Below are 19,270 nucleotides of genomic sequence, written 5' to 3'. Positions count from 1 at the left end.
TATATTACAAAATGTGTAAAAATAACTAATTGTCCTTGAAGTTATTGCAATTCGCAACTTTTTTACCCACTTCTTTCATTTTTTTACTTCACTCTTCCCCTCCCCTTCTTTCTTCTTCCTCTTCTGATGTACTCCCGGCAGCATAGGCTGCAGGTCGGCTATGATGTGGTCGGTTCCCGGAACGTTTTGTTTGGCGGCATTTTTGGCCGATTTGTAGCAGGTCAGGGCGGCGGTCATGTTTTCCTGACTTAGGGCGATGATGGTGTCGTTTACCGCTTCTTCCAACGAGCGTATTTGCCTCAATAGCGATTCGAGGCGGGTTTGAACGGCATAGTCGTTTTCCCATGCTGCAATATCCAAATAAGGCACCCTGATTTCGGGATGATTGCGATAATGGTCTAAAGAACGATATATAAACGCTGCCGATTTTGAACCTAATTGTAAATTATTCTTCTTTTCTCTTGGGGTAAGATTGATTAAAAACGGCAATCGGTTAAGACATTCCGTCAAATCTTGTTTGGCAAGTAAGGCCTCCGATTCGGGAAATACGATGGTTAAGTCTGCGTATGGCATACCGGGTAATTTTGTTTGTTTTACTAAAACGCTTACTTTTTTGGTTTATTTTCTTCAATATTTACATTGTAAAGGTAAGCATTTATATTGACATGGTAAGCACTTGATTATTTATAGTAAAAACTTGCATATTCATTATAAGAACTTGCTTAATCGTGATAAACACTTACTTAAACATTGTAAACACTTACTTAATAATAGCAAGTACTTATTTAATAATAGCAAGCATTTATATAATCATTTCAAGTACTTACTTAGCCGTTGTAAATACTTACATAATTGTTTTAAACACTTACATCTGTATTATAAATGTTTACAAAAGTATGGTAAATAATGATAGTTTTTTGACCAAAATACAAATAATTTTGGCAAAAATTGATTTTTGAGAGTAGTAAATCGGATTTTTTATGGAGACGTTACAACGGAGTTGTTAAAACATGAGGAGTTTTTGGGCAATTCGCCGCATGGTTTTGGTGGATGCGGAAATGATTCGCATTTGCAAGTAATGGCTGTTTTCTACGGGAAATTGGAAAATCCGGAAAAAATCTCCCCTTTTTCCGGTTACGATTTAGCGGCTTGATGGACTAACCGGTAAACCAATTAAAAAATTAAACGCTTAAAATCAAACCTTCCATGAAAACGCTTCAATTTTTAACAGCTCTTGTTTTTTTAGTTTCTCTTCAATTTTCAAGGCCGGTATTCGGACAGATGTACTATGATGACGGCCGGTTGATTTGTTGTGGCAGTTCTGTTGCGGCATTGAGTGCAAATGCTGCTTTTGTCAATCCTGCCGGCTTAGGCGGTGCGACCGAAATCACGCAATCGCTCAATTTGTTACAGCCCGGATTTACGGCTTATGGCAATAGCATTAAACGCAAAGATGCGCTGAAATTTTTGTTTTCAAATGAAGAAATGACGGATTCTACCAAAGGCAGCATTTTGGGAAATATGGCCAACAACGGGCAAGGCAATTTTTTGTTCGATGGAAATGTAAACATGAATTGGATAGCGTATGCGTTAATTCATCCAAAATATGGAGGAATTACTTTTAACCTGACCGATAAAATTGCAGGTCGTACGAACCTTAACCCCGAAACTACCGATTTACTCCTGAACGGCAATGAACCCGATTCGGAAAGCCCGGATTTGCCTCAAACACCTTCAGTTCAGATGAGCAAAGGGTTTGGATTGGGCAACTCCGACATTTTTTACCACCATGTTCGCGAAGCTAACCTGGCTTATGGCAGGGAGATTGTAGCGACCGAAAATTTCAAGTTGAGGGCAGGTGCAACTATTACCCGGATTTGGGGCATCGGCCATTTGGATATTCAGGTGCAGGACTCTGTAGTTACAGGTACTTCTTCCTTTGCCGACCCGTATAACATTAACTATGGCGCTTTGGACAGTGTGTTGGGCAGTTTTTCTAAAAACCTGTTTAAAACAGCCGGACATGGCACAGCCTATAGTTTTGGTTTGCAATTAGGTTATAAAAAACTAAATGTAGGGGTAACCGCCGCACATGTGGGGGCTATTAAATGGAAACATAAAAGCAATATGACTACCGATGGTTCTGAATCTGCCGACAGTTTGAACTATGAAGGCATCAGTTCCTACAATTTCAGCAGTCAGACAGACGGCATCTATCAGTTGTTTGGTTTTCAGCCCGATCAGGCTTTTTCGGGCAAATCTAACGGTAAACTCCGGTTGAATGCAGACTACAGGATTATTGATCAACTCAGTGTTTTTTCTGATGTGCTGGTGTTTACCCATAAAAAAGCAGGGCGGAAACAACCCAACAACTATTTAGCCGGATTGAGCTATCAGCTTATTCCCGACAAATTTATTCTGACCGCCGGCGCACAATATAACCGCGATATTAAACTGCGCTATCCGGTAGGGATTGCTTTTTCAATCGGGAAAAGTGCTTTTCTAAGCATTTCGACCGGCGATGTTAAAACCCTGATTTCAAAAAAAGCAGACCCCTATAGTTCGCTTTCAGTTTCCCTGATCGGGGTTGCGTTTTAGGCAGTAACTGAATACTCGTTAAACAAGCGTTTTTATTTTTTCATACTTTACCGGTTCCTTTTTGCACATTGCCTCAACGGGCAGTGTGCTTTTTTAAAGCGCTAAAAATCTGAGTGATCTGTAAAAAAAATTTCGCTGAAAAAAGCTATATTTGTTCTGTACTCCTTCCAACATTCATTCTTTTATTTCAACAAGCCATGAAACACTATATCATTTATATTTTAGCCCAGGTGGTTTTAATTGTTTTTGCCCCCCATTTTGCATATCCCCAAAGTATAGTAATCCAGCAACAAGACGGCAATTATCTGCGGTTTTTACCCGACACTACGGGCAGCAATCTAAAGCCTAATCCTTTAGCCAAAATGCTCAACCAAACCCCATATTTTACTTATTTCTGGGATTTTGGGGATGGCAACTATTGCACCGAACCCAATCCGGAGCATGTGTATAAAGCCGCCGGCAATTATACCGTCATTCTCGAACTGACCGGAATTAAAAGCGACCCCGATGATGATGTGGTCAGAATTGTGAGTACGAATGTAAATGCCACGCTGCCTCCGTATAAAAACACGCTGTACGACAACTCGAAGTTCAGCCCCGCTTCAACCTGCAACCCAAACCTGAAAGCATTGGCCGATCCACAGAAAATCAGGTTGGGCTTTAACCGTCAACCCATAGTCAATCAACCGGTTACATATATCATCAGCTATGATATAAACGAGTTAAACCCATTGGTGTTTCAGTTTGAAACGGTTAAATTTGATTATATAGGCCATCAGATTTTTAATGGCGAAACCCCCGATCTAACCGAGTTGGGTTCGGGCAATCTTAAGTTTACGGCCAATCTCGCCTACACCGGCACCCGCCATATTTTTGTTACCCTTCAACCCAAAAACATAGCTTTTGGTCAATCTACAAGCTGTTCTTTAGGCCTGACAGGATCAAGCACCCTTACCACTACAGCCAACACCAAAAACACTGGAAAATCGTATGACCCGAATATCAAGTGGGTGCGCTCGGAAAATACCGCCATTTGGCAGGATATGGATGATTTTTGCATCAGTTCAACTGTTCAGGAAGACACCGTTTATTACCGCATTGAGTTTGAAAATATGGGAGACGGACCTGTTAAAAACATGAAAATTGTGGACTATCTAAGTCCGTACTTTAATATGGGAACCTTGCAGATTGTTTCTGCTCAGGTAGGAGATGTACCCATGATGCCTACCCTTTCGCTCCTGCCTGCTTTGGGCGAGGTGCATTTTTCGTTTTCCAATTTGCACAATGTCGTACCCTTGACCCCATTTGGAGGAATGCCGGGAACTTCTATGGCCGGTTTAGGCAGTTTGTTTCAGCAACAACATACCTGGGGGCATGTTACCTTTAGGGTCAGAATAGGAACTGTGCCTTTCCCTTGTCAGGACATTGACAATTATGCCGCAATTTATTTTGACAATAATCTTCCCGAACTTACCCCCAACGCCCCCATTTCCAGAAATCCGGTGTTACTTTCCTGCCAATCTCTGAGCAACTGCCAATCTTGTAAACTTTCTACCTCGGGAGACGTATCTATTGACAGTGGCGACTGCACCAACCTAAGTGCAACTCCCCATGTTTTCGGCCCCGATACAATCGTTACCAATATTTCCTATCTATGGTATCCGGGCGGACAAACCACTCAGGGCATAACGGTATGTCCCGATCAAAACACCGTTTACACGGTCGAAGCCCGATATATATTATTGGTCAATACCGCAACAGTAGTCTGCACAGGCAAACGAAGTCTTTCCGTAACGGTTAATCCTTGCGTTACTACTCCCCCTCCGGTTACTGTCTTAGCACTATCACCTGTACAGGTATGCCCTACCGGAACTGTTTTGCTGACTGCCTCTGGAATCACATCCGGCTATTCCTACCGATGGTATGTTGACGGTATCAGGCTTTGGGAGGAAGATGGCAACGCAACTATTTTTGCCGAAATATCGGGAAGTTATACCGTTGTTGCCTGGGGTGCATGTCCGCAAACCTCTGAACCAATTGAAATCACGGTATTCACCGTCTGCCCCTGCACAACAGGCGGCAGAACTACTTTGGGAGAATGGATAAACACCGTTTCGGTAAACGGCGCAATTAATACCAGCGGAAACAACAATGGATATTTAGCCCTTAGCGCTCCGTTTGTTACGCTCAACCGGGGGCAATTTCATCCCATTACCTTAAGTCCCGGTTACTCAGGAGGTACTAAAGATGAATTTTGGAGTGTATTTATAGATCTTAACCAGGACTTTATTTTTCAACCACAAGAAAAACTGTTTACCATCAACGGCATTGGCCCGCAAAGCGGTCAATTGTTCGTCCCCTTTTGGGCACAAACCGGTACCATGCGGATGAGAATTTCGATGCAACGGGATGTTTCTCCTGAAGCCTGCGACGACATCATTTTTGGTGAAGTGGAAGATTATTTCGTCATCATCGCCGATTTACCCTATCTCGTTGCTCAAATATCTGTCCGGTTAGAAGGGCCTTATTCCAGCATAACTGGAGGCATGAGCAATCTGCTCCGCACCTCCAATTTGCTTCCGACAGAACAACCCTTTAACACTTCTCCCTGGGAATATGCAGGTATGGAAAGTGTTGCCAAACCGGAAGACATTCCACTAAATGCGGTAGATTGGCTGTTGGTCGAAGCGTTGAAACCTGACGATTATACCTTGGCAGACCGTTCTGCTGTATGGCTTTTAACCGATGGAACTGTCCGCAATATGCTTGGACAAGAAGGGGCTTTGTTTTATCAGTTAAACAGTAATCAGCCATATATTTTAGTGGTCCGGTCGAGAAACCATTTAGCGGTGATGGGTTCAGGTTCTGTTGTGCTGACCAATGCCTTTTACGATTTCACATTGCCCGCCAATGTGTCAGGCGGAAGCGCTCAACTCAAACAAATTATGGCCGGTTTATATGCGCTTTACAGTGGAGATATCAACGCTGACGGGGTAATTTCGGTTGCCGATTACAATATTTACCAATCACAATCGGCACAAATCAATCAATACTTACAAGCCGACCTCCAGTTTAATGGCAGTGTAACCGTACAGGATTTTAACCTGTTGCGACCGAATATTTCGGTCATTGGAATGCCACAGGTGAGGTATTGAGAATTAGGAATTATTACCTTAGCAACCTGACAATACATATTATCGAAACCTTGTTAAATGATTATCAGAGCTTATTGAAGCTCCGAAGGAGTGACATGATAGCTGATAGGATAAGGTAATAAAGTTAAAAATCCGCATCATCCGCCTTTTATTGTTTTTAAGCACGGATGATGCGGATGCAAGCTATACGGAAAAAAAGATAAGCGTTATGTTAATGCGCAATTTCCGAGAGGAACTTAATACGCATCAATCTGATTTCTTCTTCGCTGTAAGTACCTTCTTTACTCAGTTCTCTCAAAACAGAATCGATATTGTCTGCTTCAGTTTGAAGGAAATAGTCAAAAAGTTCTTCCTGATCATCTTCGTCCAACAGGTCGTTCAGGTGGTAGCCGATATTGAGCGAAGTGCCGGAATCGACAATTTTTTCCATCTCGCCGATAAATTCAAACATAGACAACCCTAAATAGCTGGCGAGCGATTCGAGGGGGATTTGCTTGTCAATATTTTGAATGATATAGATTTTGTCTTTTGATTTCGAAGCGACTGATTTCATCACAAAATCTTCGGCGCGGGTGATTTCGTTGTCCTCCACATAGTTTTTTATGGCTTCAACAAAGGGTCTTCCAAACTTCATAAATTTTCCTTTGCTCACTCCGCTGATCCGCTCCATTTCTTCGGAGCTTATAGGATAGTAAGTAGCCATTTCTTCCAACGAACGTTCCGAAAACACAACATAAGTCGGAACATTTTGCTTTTTAGCTACTTCTTTTCGCAGATTTTTCAGCATTCCAAGCAATGCAGGGTCTAAAACAGCACCGCGCTGCATTTGAGCATCTGCTTCTTCGGATATTGCTGCATCTGATTCGTAAGACTGGTTAATCGCAATTTTAATGGAATAGGGGTTTTTCAAAAACTGCTCCCCTTCTTCGGTCATTTTGAGTAATCCATACTTTTCGATATCCTTTTTTAACAGGTTTCTCAATAGGGTTTGAGTAATTACCGATTTCCAGTACATTTTATCCTGTTGAGCACCGATGCCAAAATGTTTCAGATGGTCATGCTTAAAGTCGAGTAGTTCCTGCGATCTTTTTCCCATCAGGAATTTGAGGATATATTTGCTGTCAAAGTTTTCCTGAAGTTCAATTACGGCATTAAGTACGTGAATGATGCTGTCGCTTACCTCCATTCGATCTTTTGGCTGATTGCAGTTGTCGCATCCTTTTCCACATTTTCCTTCTTCGTAGTCTTCTCCAAAATAGTGCAATAAAAACTGTCGCCGGCAAGCAGCAGCCTCACTGTAATTAATCACCTCCGACAAGTGTTGACCTCCTACTTCACGCTCGGCAACCGTTTTGTCGCGCATGAATTTTTCTAATTTGGTCATATCGTCATAGGAAAAAAAGCCGATACATTTGCCTTCCATGCCATCCCTTCCGGCTCTTCCTGTTTCCTGATAATAGTTTTCAAGACTTTTAGGCATGTTGTAATGAATAACAAACCGCACATCGGGCTTATCAATGCCCATTCCAAACGCAATTGTAGCTACAATAACATGAATTTCTTCCATCAAAAACTGATCCTGACAATTTGAACGCACATGGGCTTCAAGTCCTGCGTGATAAGGGGCGGCTTTAATTCCGTTTGCGTTCAATACCTGCGCTATCTCTTCGGTAGTTTTTCGGTTCAGACAATAAATTATGCCCGATTTTCCATGATTTTCTTTAATAAACTTGGTGATTTGTCTGACAACTTCATCGCGTTTTCCTTTTGCCCTTACTTCATAATATAGATTGGGACGGTTAAAAGAAGAACTGAAAATATGTGGCGAGCGCAACTGAAGGTTTTTAATGATGTCATCCCTGACTTTTGGCGTAGCTGTGGCGGTCAAAGCCATAATGGGCACATTCATATCAATGGCATCCACCATTTTCCTGATTCTTCGGTATTCAGGTCTGAAATCATGCCCCCATTCCGAAATACAGTGTGCTTCGTCAACAGCGACAAAAGAAATTTTGATAGATTTAAAAAAGTCAATGGTTTCTTGTTTAGTCAGCGTTTCGGGTGCAACGTAAAGCATTTTGGTAATCCCGTTTGTCAAATCTTCCTTCACCTTCTTAATCTCAGTACGGCTTAGAGAAGAGTTTAAAAAATGGGCAATGCTGTCGTTACTGCTGTATCCGCGCATCAAATCAACCTGATTTTTCATCAAGGCGATTAATGGAGAAATGATCAGTGCCGTGCCTTCGCTCAAGATAGCGGGGAGTTGATAGCAAAGTGATTTGCCCCCTCCGGTTGGCATAATTACTAATGTGTCATTCTTGTCTAATGTGCTTTTTATGATAGCATCCTGATTGTCTTTAAAGCCTGTAAAACCAAAATATTCTTTTAAGGCCTTAATTAACTTATCTTCTGCAACAACTGTACTCATATTTTGCCGGTTGTAACTACAACAATTATTTTTTAGAGAACCATCCTCTTTGTGAGGCGCTGCCGGTCGTTGTTCAAACCGTAGAATGGCTCTGTTTTAAATGAATTTACTAATTTAGATACTTTTGCAGGAAATTTATCTTTCAAACAAAAATAAACCGATTTATTTTTTCTGGATGGTTAGTTTTTAAAAAGGACTGCGAAGGTAAGGAAAATTTTTAAAAATCGGATATTTTTAATGAAACTCATCAATGATTTGTATATGAAAGTACAAAGCAGGATAGAGTTGTAAAAATCTTTCCATTTTAAGTTTCTGGATAAGCTGAAAAGTGGCGTTGACAAAAGGACATTTTTTATTTCAACCGCTCTTTAATATCCAAACGATATTGGCGGGCCGTATCTTTGGCTATATCATAGCCGGCATCAGCATGACGGATAACTCCCATAGCCGGGTCGTTGTTCAGTACTCTTGCGAGGCGTGCAGCGGCATCTTCTGTACCATCTGCCACAATCACCATTCCGGCATGTAGTGAATAGCCCATTCCCACTCCACCACCGTGGTGAAAAGATACCCAGCTTGCTCCGCCGGCAGTATTAATCAGAGCATTTAATACCGGCCAGTCGGCAACGGCATCTGAGCCATCCAACATGGCTTCTGTTTCGCGGTTAGGAGATGCTACAGAGCCGGTATCTAAATGGTCGCGTCCAATAACTATGGGCGCACTAACCTTTCCGGAGCGCACTAATTCATTAAAAGCGAGGGCTGCTTTTTGACGCGCACCCATCGGCAGCCAGCAAATCCGGGCGGGCAGACCCTGAAATGCGATTTTTTGTTGCGCCATTTTTATCCAGCGCACTAACCCCTTGTCTTCCGGAAACAGATCTAATAAGGTTTGATCGCAGGTGTAAATATCTTGTTCGTTCCCCGAAAGGGCGACAAATCTAAATGGTCCGGAACCTTTACAAAATAAAGGTCGGATATACGCAGGAACAAATCCCGGAAAATCGAAGGCATTTTCAACACCGCGTTTGTCTTTAGCTTGTCCGCGCAGGTTATTGCCATAGTCGAAAGTAATAGCACCCCGGGCTTGAAGAGCAAGCATCTGGCGCACATGTTTTGCCATAGTGTCTAAAGAGCGGCTTCTGTATTCGTCAGGATTTTGCTCACGAAGCAGTTGGATTTGAGCGCCGCTGACACCTTCAGGAATATAACTAATATCGTCATGTGCCGATGTCTGATCAGTTAGGGTGTGTGGGGTAATACCCCTGTCTAATAATCGTTGGAGAAGCTCTACCGCATTGCACAGCACACCGATTGAAATTGCTTCACCTTGTTGAGCTGCAGACATAGCCATATCAATAGCCGAATCAATATCTATTGCTTTTTGGTCTAAATAACGGGTTTCGATACGCTTATCAATTCGCCACTCCTCCACTTCGGCGACCAATGCAACCCCTTCGTTCATGGTAATCGCCAAAGGTTGTGCTCCTCCCATTCCGCCAAGACCTGCCGTCACGTTCACCGTTCCTTTGAGCGAACCGTTAAAATGCAGGTCGGCCAAACTGCGGTAAGTCTCATAAGTTCCCTGAACAATGCCCTGCGTGCCGATGTATATCCACGAACCGGCAGTCATTTGACCGTACATCATCAGCCCTTTTTGCTCTAACTCGTTAAAATGTTCCCAGGTAGCCCATTTGCCCACCAAATTAGAGTTGGCAATCAGCACGCGGGGGGCATCTTTATGAGTAGGCAAAATCGCAACAGGTTTTCCGGACTGAATGAGCAGGGTTTCATCTTCGTTCAAATCTCTGAGTGCTTTGACAATGAGGTCAAATGCTTCCCAGTTCCGGGCGGCTTTCCCGCGTCCGCCATAAACCACCAAGTCTTCTGGTTTTTCGGCAACCTGCGGGTCTAAATTGTTGAGCAACATACGCAAAGCGGCTTCCTGTACCCAGCCTTTGCAGGATAGTTTGTTGCCGCGCGGGGCGGAAAGGGGGAAATGGGGGGTGTTGTTGGTTTGGGGCATAGGGAAAGGAAAATTTAATGTTTCACTATCAATTTTTTGTTTACAAAGTTTTGAGTATTTCGTAAAGTAAGTTTTCCCATTCTTCATTGAATTTTTTTAAAATAGTAGTTTCGGCTTCTAAAACAGATTGAGTTTGTACTATATTAAGGATATCACCATCATACCACTTTTGAGAAATAGCAATAAAACCTTTATAAATTTTTATATTATTAAATTTGGGAAGAATATTATACTTACTCTCAAGCTTTTGTATTGTTCTCTCTTCTTTTGAAAAAAGAGCAATACGATATTCATTTGATTTTGCTTTCAAATGAGTTCCTACGAATATATACAGGTCTTTATTATTATGTTCCATTAAAACTGAAGACCCGCTTGGTATTTTTTTAAATTCCGAATAAATTCTTGAAAACTCTCGAGCTAAACTATTATTTAACTTTAATAAATTAGGATCATTTGACATAAAGCTATGTTTTTTGTGGTTTTATTGTAAATACATTTTTTTTTAAAGAGAAATTAAGGATTATAATGTATTTTGTTTGTGAGGAAATCTAAATTGAGCTATATATAGCGCTGATTAATATTGGCTTGTAGTACAATTATTGCCATCTAAATTCCATGCCAATATCGTAATATTTTAATAATAGTTCGGGCAGGGTCAAGGTATTTATGTTCAATTCTTTGCAGATAGCGGGAATTTTTTTAAATAGTTTGTTGTCATTGCCGGCATCGGTTTCTTCTGTTACCAAGACAACATCTTGGTTGCCCTTATTCAAATTCAGACAAAGGATGATTTGCTTGATGTCGGCTCCGTTCAAAAAAACGTTCATTTGGTTTTCAAATTCTGCATCAGTCAGGTTGCGCAATTTTCTTATGGTTCCGTTCACAAACTGGTTTTCAACTTGTCGTATGAATTTTGCCGGTGAAGGGGCTAACAGCGTGTCTGTTTTATATGGGACCGACGATGATTTTAAAAATGTCTTGTCTTGCAGATAAGCAAGAGTCTTAATAACAACGCCTTGGGCGATGTAGGCACACTCTTCAAGAACTTTATCAATGATTATAATCTCATTTTTCTCAATTTTCTGCTTAAAGAAGCCAAACAGAATCTTTTTTTTATCGAATGGCAGGTAGTAACGAACCAACGACAATAGCGAGTTTGTATCAATGACCACTTTCACTGTATATACTTTTCCATTTTATCGGGCGATATATTCAAAGCCTTACAAAAATCATATTCATTGATAATTCCTTCGTAAAAAGCTGACTGTATGGTTGATACAAGAAGTGGCGAAATGATAGGTTTAGGGGTAGAACCGCCTGTTTTAATTCCTTCAAGTTTATCGGCTTCCTTTTGTTTGGTTACTGCTTCTTGGCGCGACCGGTATTCTTCGTCTTTGGCGGCCTTTATTTTATTGTAATTTGCCTGCGAAATTTTTTTTCTGAAAAGCAATCTGGTTAATAATGCTATTTCGCTTAGGTGCGTTTCTTTTGATATCTGTTCTATTTTATCAAGGCAGTAGTCATTGGTACTGTCTGCATTATCAATATCTTCAATTACCTTATCGAAACTACCTGCCAGAAAATAGTATGCGAAATCGTTACACCATTTTTCAATAGCAGAAAGTTTTGAACTTGCCAAATTCAGCACATTGAGTTGTTCGACTTCTTCTTCTTTCAACAAATAGTGTCCTAATTCGTGAATTAGGGTGAATATCTCTCTTCTGAAAGAAGTTTGCTGTCTTTTCAGAACGATGACGTTTGGATTTAGAAAGAACCCATCTATGTTTGCCTTTTCCTTTTTGTTCCAAGTTTCGACAAACTCAAAAACCAGAATATTATAGTTTGCAAGTTTGCCGATTAGCGCATTTAAAAACGCTTTAGGAGCAGGATGGAAGTCGGGATACAGGTCTGTCCGTAACCGGTTGGCGACTTCTTGCGGGTTTTGGTAAATGCCGAATACAGGCAATATTCTTTCCGTTTTAAGTTTAGCTAATTTTGCGATAGCCGAGAGTTCAATTTTATATTCTTCAAACCGGTTTACAATTTTTTTAGCCCCTATATTCAAATCCGTTCCAAACACAGGCTTTCTGAAAAAAATACTTGCGTCTTGATGAATTTCGGGATGCTTCGGGTTTAAATAGAAATGGAGTCCTTTGTTAAATACTTTGTCAACGCGCCTAAGGTAACTCAAACTAATTTCTTTTTTAAAAATATCGGTTTGGGTTAAAGGCTTTTTCAGTCCTGCATTGATTAGCTTCAATAACTCATCAGCTGACAGTCTGTATAAGTTCAGCAGGTAGTTGAGCCTTTCTATGTTTTGTTCTACTATCAAGAGGTCTGTTGTGTAATTGTTGAAGATCCGAGTATTTAAATCAGGTAGTTTGTCAGAGTATATAAAATGAAGTTTACCTGACACATTAATATATCTGGACTAAAAAACGGGAGGTTGTGTAAAGATACAAACACTCTTTAAAACAAGTTACAAATAACGGCAAAAGTCCGAAAGAGTTCAACGTTTCCAAAGTACAATTGTGGAAGTACTAAGTACGATGAAGATAGATAAGTTAAAACCTGCAACAATAGCCATACTCCCTATATGCTGAGGAAATAAAAGATATAACCCAACTGCGGCGATATAAATCAACAGGGGGTTTACCCATGCCGTCCATCTTGGGTAGTATGTGTTTTTGAAACGAATTAGGTAAAAAAGCCCTACAGAGATATAAACAAACAGAAAAAACAACAAATAACCTAATGGTTCGATGGTTGCTTTCAGATGTTGAAAGGTAGAAAGGGACAATTCAAGAGGTAAGGCAGCATTGGCCTGTAACCGCATATAAGCAGCCAACCCGGCCAGCATGGCATGATAGGCAACCCCCCAGATTGTTACCACCACTATGGGAAGCAAAACCGGAATCACCCATTTCCTGCCTGCAGGTTCAAGGGATTTATAAACTTGCCAAAAACCTGCAAGTTCAAATGGGATACACAACACTCCTATCAAATGACCCCAATAGATTCTTTCCGGAGAAATTTGGGTAAAAAACTGATAATCCCATTTTTCATAACCTCCATTAGGAACATATAACAGCAGCAAATCAGCGGTTATCCCTAACATAGCTGCAACAATGCCTATGATTCCGAAAAGCCTGAATGAATTCATAGATTTCTGATTATCAAGATTGAATTAAACTTACTGTGATGTTAGGGTACTTCAATTTCCTTATAAAAAAGTTAAGGTCAGGGTAAGTTGCCCGATAATATAGCATTTAGTTTTTGCGTGTAAATTACAAATATTGTAGTCCGGCAAGGGCTTTTCTATTACTTTTGTACCTGACTGACTTAGAAAACCTGATTTTTTTGTTAACAAGATGGACGGAAACTCAATCACCGATATACGACAGTTTATCAATACTCTGACTCTCAGGCGGATCTGGAATTTGGTAAAAATATTATCTTCCTATTATTTTTCAAAATTAACGGGTAAACCCTATCAATGGGGACTGCCATTTAATATTTCTATAGAACCGACCACCTCCTGTAACCTGAGATGTCCGGAATGTCCGAGCGGGCTTCGCTCTTTTACCCGTCCTACCGGTATGTTGCACAAAGACTTTTTCCGTTCTATGTTAGATGAATTGGGCGATACCTTGATTTACCTGTATTTTTATTTTCAGGGCGAACCTTATTTGAACCCCGATTTTCTGGAAATGGTGAGCTATGCCTCTAAAAAAGGGCTTTATACTGTAACCTCAACAAACGCACATTTTCTTAACGCTGAAAATGCCCGCCGGACTGTGGAATCCGGTTTAAGCCGCATCATTATTTCCATTGACGGGGCAACACAGGAAACCTATGAATCTTACCGGATTGGAGGAAAATTAGAAAAGGTTTTACAAGGTGCCAAAAACTTGGTGGACAGCAAACAAGCCCTTAAATCTTCGACCCCGCATATAATTTTTCAATTTCTGGTAGTTCGCCCAAACGAACATGAAATAGCCGAAGTACAGAGGATGGCTAAAGAGATTGGGGTGGATGAGGTTAAATTAAAAACTGCCCAGGTTTACGATTACGAACAGGGTAACCCGCTAATTCCAACTATTGAGAAATATTCTCGTTATCAAAAACTGCCCGATGGCACCTATACCATCAAAAACAAACTTCTCAACCATTGCTGGAAACTTTGGCACTCTTGTGTCATCACCTGGGATGGACGCATTGTCCCCTGTTGTTTTGATAAAGATGCACATCATCAGCTCGGCGACCTGAAACAACAAACTTTTGCAGAAATCTGGCAGAGTGAAGCCTATGTACGGTTCAGACGTTCTGTTTTAAAATCCCGCAAAGAAATAGATATTTGCGCCAATTGTTCGGAAGGCACTCAGGTTTGGGCTTAGTCCGGATGTCCGGAAATTGGTTTGGCCTGTCTATTCCGACAATTGGCTTATCTTTGTACCGTATTTATACTTACCAATATAAAATTGAAATGCTTATTATCGGAAATACGATCATCAGTGATGAGGTCGTGAAAGAGCAATTTGTTTGCAATCTCAATGTTTGTAAGGGCGATTGTTGTGTTAAAGGCGATGCCGGCGCAAAATTAGAGGATGAAGAACTTGGAATTTTGGAAGACATTTACCCGTTGGTTGAGCCGTTTTTGACCGATGAAGGAAAGGCTGCAATTGCCCGCGAAGGACTTTATGTTCACGATGAAGAATTGGGTTTTACCACCACCTTAATTCACGGGGCTGCTTGCGCTTATGTGGTATATGATCAGGCCGGCGTAGCACTTTGCGGAATACAGAAAGCTTTTGAGGCAGGGGTGATTGATTTTCCAAAACCAATTTCCTGCCACCTTTACCCCATACGAATTAGTAAATTCAACAATGATTATGAAGCCGTCAACTATGAACGTTGGAGTATTTGCAAGGCTGCCTGTAAATTAGGTAAAAAACTGAAAGTGCCTGTATATGTGTTTTTAAAAGAGCCGCTTGTACGCAAATATGGGGAAGACTTCTACCATCAGCTTGATGCCATGGCTCAACATCTGAACTCTCCGGCATCTGACAATGATGACCAGTAACCTGATTTTAAAGGTTTTATTTTCAAACAAATTTCAATTATCGGAATTTGAGCCCTCTCTTTGTCATAATTCAGTAACATATTATTTGTACATACTAAAAAGCATCATTTTTTGCACCGCAGGGTTTAATTTTGGGTATGAAATTTGCTTATTCTTCCTTACATCCAAAGTTCACCTGCAACAAACCTTTATCTTTAAAGCATTGCCGTTTCAAAACCATCTATGGAATATAAAAACTGATAGTCAAGCTATTCTATGGGTTACGGTTGTTTTCACTTGTAATCACCCTTATATTCATGAAAAAAATAGCGCTCTTAATTGCAGCATCTCTGATAACCCATATCTGCTTCGGACAATGCAGCATGACGCTTGGCGGGCAAAACCCACCCTTTTTTATTTGTACTGCTCAATTGCCCTTGCAATTGGCAGGAACACCTCCGGGGGGCAACTTCTCTCCTACTGCCGGAGTCATTGGAACAACCTTTAGCCCAATCACTCCCGGGTCTTATCCGGTTACATATAATACCCCTACGGGCGGAAGCTGTACGCAGATTGTCATTGTCAGTGCTCCCGGACAAACTGCACAGATCCTTGAGCCGTCCAATCCTTTTTTATGTCAGAACAGCAGCCCGGTTAACCTGACAGGAAATTTAGGGGCAATTCCGGGTGCCTCTTTTTTAATCAATGGCACCGTTTCGACCAATGTTTTCGACCCTTTAATATGGGGTGCCGGTATTCACCAAATTCAATACAATTATATAGATCCTGCAAACGGATGTGTCAGTTCAGACGAAATTACCCTGAATGTTTTACCCACCCCGAACATGGATTTTACCGGATGGCAGGCGCAATATTGCCTTACCGATGCCCCATCTTTGCTGATAGCCACAAACTTCGCCCCGGGAGATAGTGATTTTTCCGGTACGGGTGTTACCGGACTTAATACCTTCGACCCTGCCTTGGCCGGACCGGGATTTCACCAAATCACTCATTCTTATACCGATTTCTCGGGAATCTGCTCCAATTCACTGACGGTAACTGTGGAAGTGGTGGATGTAAACATAATCCCTGACTTTGTTTCTCTTAGCAGTATTTGCAATACTACTAATACCGATACGCTCGTATATACCGGCACACCAATACCGGCAGCCTTTAATCCGGTCTATAACTGGACACTTGCGGATGCTATCATCACTTACAATGGCGGCGATACCATGATCGTCAATTGGCCTACGCAAGGCAGCAAAGACATCAGTCTGAATATCACTAATGTTCCATGCCTCAATCAGACAGTTGATAAAACGATACAAGCAGCTATGGTGAATATTTCATTTTCACACCTGAATGCAGGAGGATGCTTAGGAATAAATGACACAATTGTCTATGATGGTGCAAGTTTGCCTACAGGGGCAATTCTGAACTGGACAGTAACAAACGGCAATATCGTTTCTGACAATGGCAATACCATCGCAGTTCAGTGGAATTCAGCCGGCACTCAGGATATCACCCTTCAAATTTCAGGTTTACCTTGTACGATACCCCCCCTTACCCAAACCACAGATATTGGAAGTGTTGAAGTTTCGACCATTTCCGATCAGATTATCACCCGAGGCAGCGAAGTAACATTACAGACTTCAGCCACAAGTTCAACCGGCAATATCAGCACTTTTACATGGTTAAATGCAGCTTCTTTAAGTTGTTCGGATTGTGAAAGCCCGGTTGCTGCTCCTCAACAGACCACATCATACACGGTGATTGCTGGGGACAACAACGGCTGTACCGGTTCGGATGAAGTTACAATCACAGTGATTGATGACCGGAATGTGTTTGTTCCGAACATATTTACGCCCAACGGAGACGGACGAAACGACAAGTTAGTCATTACAGGAGTGGGGATTGCGGCTATAGAATTAAACATTTATGACCGGTGGGGTGGGAAGGTGTTTTTTTCCACTGATATTTCTGAAGAATGGGATGGAACGGTAAACGGGGAAATGCTCAATTCCGGTGTTTTTGTCTATACGCTATTAGTCACCTATTTTGACAATCAAACCAAACTTTTCAGCGGCAACATCACCTTAGTACACTAACCGCAACATCGTTTTGTACCTGCACCCTTCTTTATGCTTCATCAACTTTGGCAAATCCTTAAAGAAAACATCATGTTACGAACCATATACAAACCATATCTGATACTCCTGCTCGCTTTGGCATTTAGTTTTAACAAAAAACTACAAGCACAGGACATTCATTTTTCTCAAAATTATGCGACACCATTGCTCATAAATCCTGGTATGACGGGTTTGATGAACGGAGATGTGCGAATTGCAGCGATATACCGAAATCAATGGGCTGCAATTATGCCGGGTGTTTCTTTCAGAACAATGAGTATTTCCGCCGATATGGCTTTCCCCGGTTTGTTTGAAAAAGACCGGTTTGCTGCCGGATTGGTACTGTATAATGACCGGGCAGGCGACCTGAACTGGAATACAAACTATGTGGATGCTTCATTGGCTTATAATTTAGCCCTTGCTACCGAAACATACCTTTCCTTAGGGGTGCAAGGTGGGATAAATCAACGCAATTTTGACCTGAATAATGCGCGGTTTGGAGACCAGTCTGACGGTTCAGGTTTTAATCCAAATCTGCCTACCTCTGATATTATTGAAGCACAAAACCGCACACGGCTTCACCTCGGAGCAGGGGCTGTATTCTACCGCGCTGTCAGTTCCCGAAAAAACATTTTTGCCGGTTTCGGCATGTATCATCTCAATAAGCCTGATATAAGTGTAAGCGAAGCGGAAGACCGTTTTAAAAATAAAGTTTCGGCACAAGTCGGTGGCAGTTTTCCGGTAGCGGCAAAATGGGACGTATTGCCCACAGCATTTTATATTCAACAAGGACCCTTGTTTAAATTAGATGTCGGCAGTTTTGCCCGATATATATTTTCAACCAACAGACAATCCGGGTTGGATAAGGCTTTTAATATCGGAGTATGGTTGCGTACTTCCAGAGATATCAATCGGGCTGCGGGACTGAATGCCCTGGTTGTTGCAGGCAAAGTGGACTACGAAAACTTCAGTCTCGGGGTTAGCTACGACATTACCTTGTTTACTGATCTGACCACGGCAAATAACGGAAGAGGTGGACCGGAAATCACATTTGTCTATACCGGCAGGGTAAGGTCTGTCCGTCAGGGGGCCATTAACTGTCCGAGGTTTTAAGTGGTGAAAATTACGTAACAGGCTGTTCCGTTATGTGGATATTGCGTTTTAGCATTACCTTTTCAAATAAAAATGCCAACAATCCGATAAATTCGGGATATGGGGGGCTTTTCTCTTTCAAGGCTTCGTATTTTTCGGTTAGTCTCTGATTAGAAAGCCCATTGAATTGGTATTGCAATTCTTTCCAAATAGCTGCTCTTTGGTGGATAAGAGAACCTTTGTCCGAAATATCTTTATCATCAGGCAAATATCTGTTTAATCTCAACAGGTCAAATGTATTTTGTAACAAATAAGCGCTGTAATGAGCAGGGCTATCGCCATAAGATTTAGCCATTGGCACAGCAATAAAGCATTTTCCGTCTTTCAACTCATAAACCGGATTTATACCTTTGTCGTTCTTTTTAAGCCCAAACGGTTTAAACCTCGTATCAAAAATATAAGGAGGTATTATGTGATTGGATTTGGCATTGTTGCAAGTGTTGCAGACAACAAACAGATTGAAATAGCTCAATTCTAATTGCGGGAAAATGCTTTGCGGTAGAAAATGTTCTATGGTTGCCGTAAAGACTCTTTCTCCGCCAACTTTCATATAAGCGCGCTCGCAATAGACACACAAACCTCCTTGTTCCTCAAGCAGAAGACCGATTATTCGTTCTCTCGGTTTGCCCTGCAACTCAGCGAAGGAAGTAATATCGGCCATAGCCTCAACAAACGATTCGGGAGTTTGAAGCTGTTTGCTAATGTAAATCATTTGGT

The 19,270-nt window shown here is 41.4% G+C and carries 15 protein-coding genes; 7 read left to right on the top strand and 8 right to left on the bottom strand.

Going from position 1 to position 19,270, the window contains the following annotated elements; all coding sequences use genetic code 11:
- Positions 1 to 75: 75 nt before the first annotated feature.
- On the bottom strand, positions 76 to 573 hold the full coding sequence (locus tag IPM47_07055) for a hypothetical protein (protein ID QQS30681.1): 498 nt from the start codon (positions 571 to 573) through the stop codon (positions 76 to 78).
- Between the two features lie 382 nt (positions 574 to 955).
- Between IPM47_07055 and IPM47_07050 the strand changes: the two genes are divergently transcribed.
- The 3 genes from IPM47_07050 (at position 956) to IPM47_07040 (ending at position 5,753) form a co-directional block, all read left to right on the top strand.
- Entirely contained in the window at positions 956 to 1,153 is a 198-nt protein-coding gene (locus tag IPM47_07050) for a hypothetical protein (GenBank protein ID QQS30680.1), read from the top strand.
- A gap of 53 nt (positions 1,154 to 1,206) precedes the next feature.
- Positions 1,207 to 2,598: a hypothetical protein gene (locus tag IPM47_07045; protein ID QQS30679.1), complete on the top strand. Its 1,392-nt coding sequence runs from the start codon at positions 1,207 to 1,209 to the stop codon at positions 2,596 to 2,598.
- A gap of 197 nt (positions 2,599 to 2,795) precedes the next feature.
- The gene (locus IPM47_07040) at positions 2,796 to 5,753 is read left to right on the top strand and encodes a PKD domain-containing protein (GenBank protein ID QQS30678.1); all 2,958 of its coding nucleotides are present in this window, start codon (positions 2,796 to 2,798) and stop codon (positions 5,751 to 5,753) included.
- 211 nt (positions 5,754 to 5,964) lie between these two features.
- On the opposite strand, the gene recQ is transcribed toward IPM47_07040, so the two are convergent.
- The 6 genes from recQ to IPM47_07010 form a co-directional block, all read right to left on the bottom strand.
- Entirely contained in the window at positions 5,965 to 8,181 is a 2,217-nt protein-coding gene (recQ, locus tag IPM47_07035) for a DNA helicase RecQ (GenBank protein ID QQS30677.1), read from the bottom strand.
- 352 nt (positions 8,182 to 8,533) lie between these two features.
- Positions 8,534 to 10,207 (bottom strand): urocanate hydratase, encoded by a 1,674-nt coding sequence (gene hutU, locus IPM47_07030; protein ID QQS30676.1) that lies wholly within the window; start codon positions 10,205 to 10,207, stop codon positions 8,534 to 8,536.
- A 40-nt stretch (positions 10,208 to 10,247) separates the two neighbouring features.
- Complete coding sequence (locus IPM47_07025) at positions 10,248 to 10,667, bottom strand: hypothetical protein (GenBank protein ID QQS30675.1); 420 nt, start codon at positions 10,665 to 10,667, stop codon at positions 10,248 to 10,250.
- A gap of 136 nt (positions 10,668 to 10,803) precedes the next feature.
- Positions 10,804 to 11,385, bottom strand: coding sequence for a DUF4411 family protein (locus IPM47_07020; protein ID QQS30674.1), 582 nt, complete (start codon positions 11,383 to 11,385; stop codon positions 10,804 to 10,806).
- Positions 11,382 to 12,539, bottom strand: coding sequence for an ImmA/IrrE family metallo-endopeptidase (locus IPM47_07015; GenBank protein QQS30673.1), 1,158 nt, complete (start codon positions 12,537 to 12,539; stop codon positions 11,382 to 11,384). The genes IPM47_07020 and IPM47_07015 overlap by 4 nt, the downstream gene beginning before the upstream one ends.
- 177 nt (positions 12,540 to 12,716) lie before the next feature.
- Entirely contained in the window at positions 12,717 to 13,370 is a 654-nt protein-coding gene (locus IPM47_07010) for a hypothetical protein (GenBank protein QQS30672.1), read from the bottom strand.
- 208 nt (positions 13,371 to 13,578) lie between these two features.
- On the opposite strand from IPM47_07010, the gene IPM47_07005 reads away from it, so the two are divergent.
- From IPM47_07005 to IPM47_06990, 4 genes are all read left to right on the top strand, one after another.
- Positions 13,579 to 14,604, top strand: a complete 1,026-nt coding sequence (locus IPM47_07005) for an SPASM domain-containing protein (GenBank protein ID QQS30671.1) — start codon at positions 13,579 to 13,581, stop codon at positions 14,602 to 14,604.
- Between the two features lie 89 nt (positions 14,605 to 14,693).
- Complete coding sequence (locus IPM47_07000) at positions 14,694 to 15,290, top strand: DUF3109 family protein (protein ID QQS31411.1); 597 nt, start codon at positions 14,694 to 14,696, stop codon at positions 15,288 to 15,290.
- Between the two features lie 296 nt (positions 15,291 to 15,586).
- A complete protein-coding gene (locus IPM47_06995) occupies positions 15,587 to 17,380 on the top strand; it encodes a gliding motility-associated C-terminal domain-containing protein (GenBank protein QQS30670.1) in 1,794 nt (597 codons plus the stop codon).
- A gap of 72 nt (positions 17,381 to 17,452) precedes the next feature.
- Positions 17,453 to 18,514, top strand: a complete 1,062-nt coding sequence (locus tag IPM47_06990; GenBank protein QQS30669.1) for a PorP/SprF family type IX secretion system membrane protein — start codon at positions 17,453 to 17,455, stop codon at positions 18,512 to 18,514.
- Between the two features lie 10 nt (positions 18,515 to 18,524).
- On the opposite strand, the gene IPM47_06985 is transcribed toward IPM47_06990, so the two are convergent.
- Complete coding sequence (locus IPM47_06985; protein ID QQS30668.1) at positions 18,525 to 19,265, bottom strand: hypothetical protein; 741 nt, start codon at positions 19,263 to 19,265, stop codon at positions 18,525 to 18,527.
- Between the last annotated feature and the right edge of the window lie 5 nt (positions 19,266 to 19,270).

The organism is Sphingobacteriales bacterium, assembly GCA_016700115.1.
GTDB lineage: Bacteria > Bacteroidota > Bacteroidia > Chitinophagales > UBA2359 > UBA2359.
The sequence above is the reverse complement of the archived record's forward strand: the minus strand, read 5'-3'. Positions and strand labels throughout refer to the sequence as shown.

What these genes read in the sequence shown, in the direction of transcription:
- IPM47_07055 (QQS30681.1), bottom strand. Translation starts at nt 573, where the DNA reads ATGCCATACGCAGACTTAACCATCGTATTTCCCGAATCGGAGGCCTTA.
- IPM47_07045 (QQS30679.1), top strand. Translation starts at nt 1,207, where the DNA reads ATGAAAACGCTTCAATTTTTAACAGCTCTTGTTTTTTTAGTTTCTCTT.
- IPM47_07040 (QQS30678.1), top strand. Translation starts at nt 2,796, where the DNA reads ATGAAACACTATATCATTTATATTTTAGCCCAGGTGGTTTTAATTGTT.
- recQ (QQS30677.1), bottom strand. Translation starts at nt 8,181, where the DNA reads ATGAGTACAGTTGTTGCAGAAGATAAGTTAATTAAGGCCTTAAAAGAA.
- hutU (QQS30676.1), bottom strand. Translation starts at nt 10,207, where the DNA reads ATGCCCCAAACCAACAACACCCCCCATTTCCCCCTTTCCGCCCCGCGC.
- IPM47_07025 (QQS30675.1), bottom strand. Translation starts at nt 10,667, where the DNA reads ATGTCAAATGATCCTAATTTATTAAAGTTAAATAATAGTTTAGCTCGA.
- IPM47_07010 (QQS30672.1), bottom strand. Translation starts at nt 13,370, where the DNA reads ATGAATTCATTCAGGCTTTTCGGAATCATAGGCATTGTTGCAGCTATG.
- IPM47_07005 (QQS30671.1), top strand. Translation starts at nt 13,579, where the DNA reads ATGGACGGAAACTCAATCACCGATATACGACAGTTTATCAATACTCTG.
- IPM47_07000 (QQS31411.1), top strand. Translation starts at nt 14,694, where the DNA reads ATGCTTATTATCGGAAATACGATCATCAGTGATGAGGTCGTGAAAGAG.
- IPM47_06995 (QQS30670.1), top strand. Translation starts at nt 15,587, where the DNA reads ATGAAAAAAATAGCGCTCTTAATTGCAGCATCTCTGATAACCCATATC.
- IPM47_06990 (QQS30669.1), top strand. Translation starts at nt 17,453, where the DNA reads ATGTTACGAACCATATACAAACCATATCTGATACTCCTGCTCGCTTTG.
- IPM47_06985 (QQS30668.1), bottom strand. Translation starts at nt 19,265, where the DNA reads ATGATTTACATTAGCAAACAGCTTCAAACTCCCGAATCGTTTGTTGAG.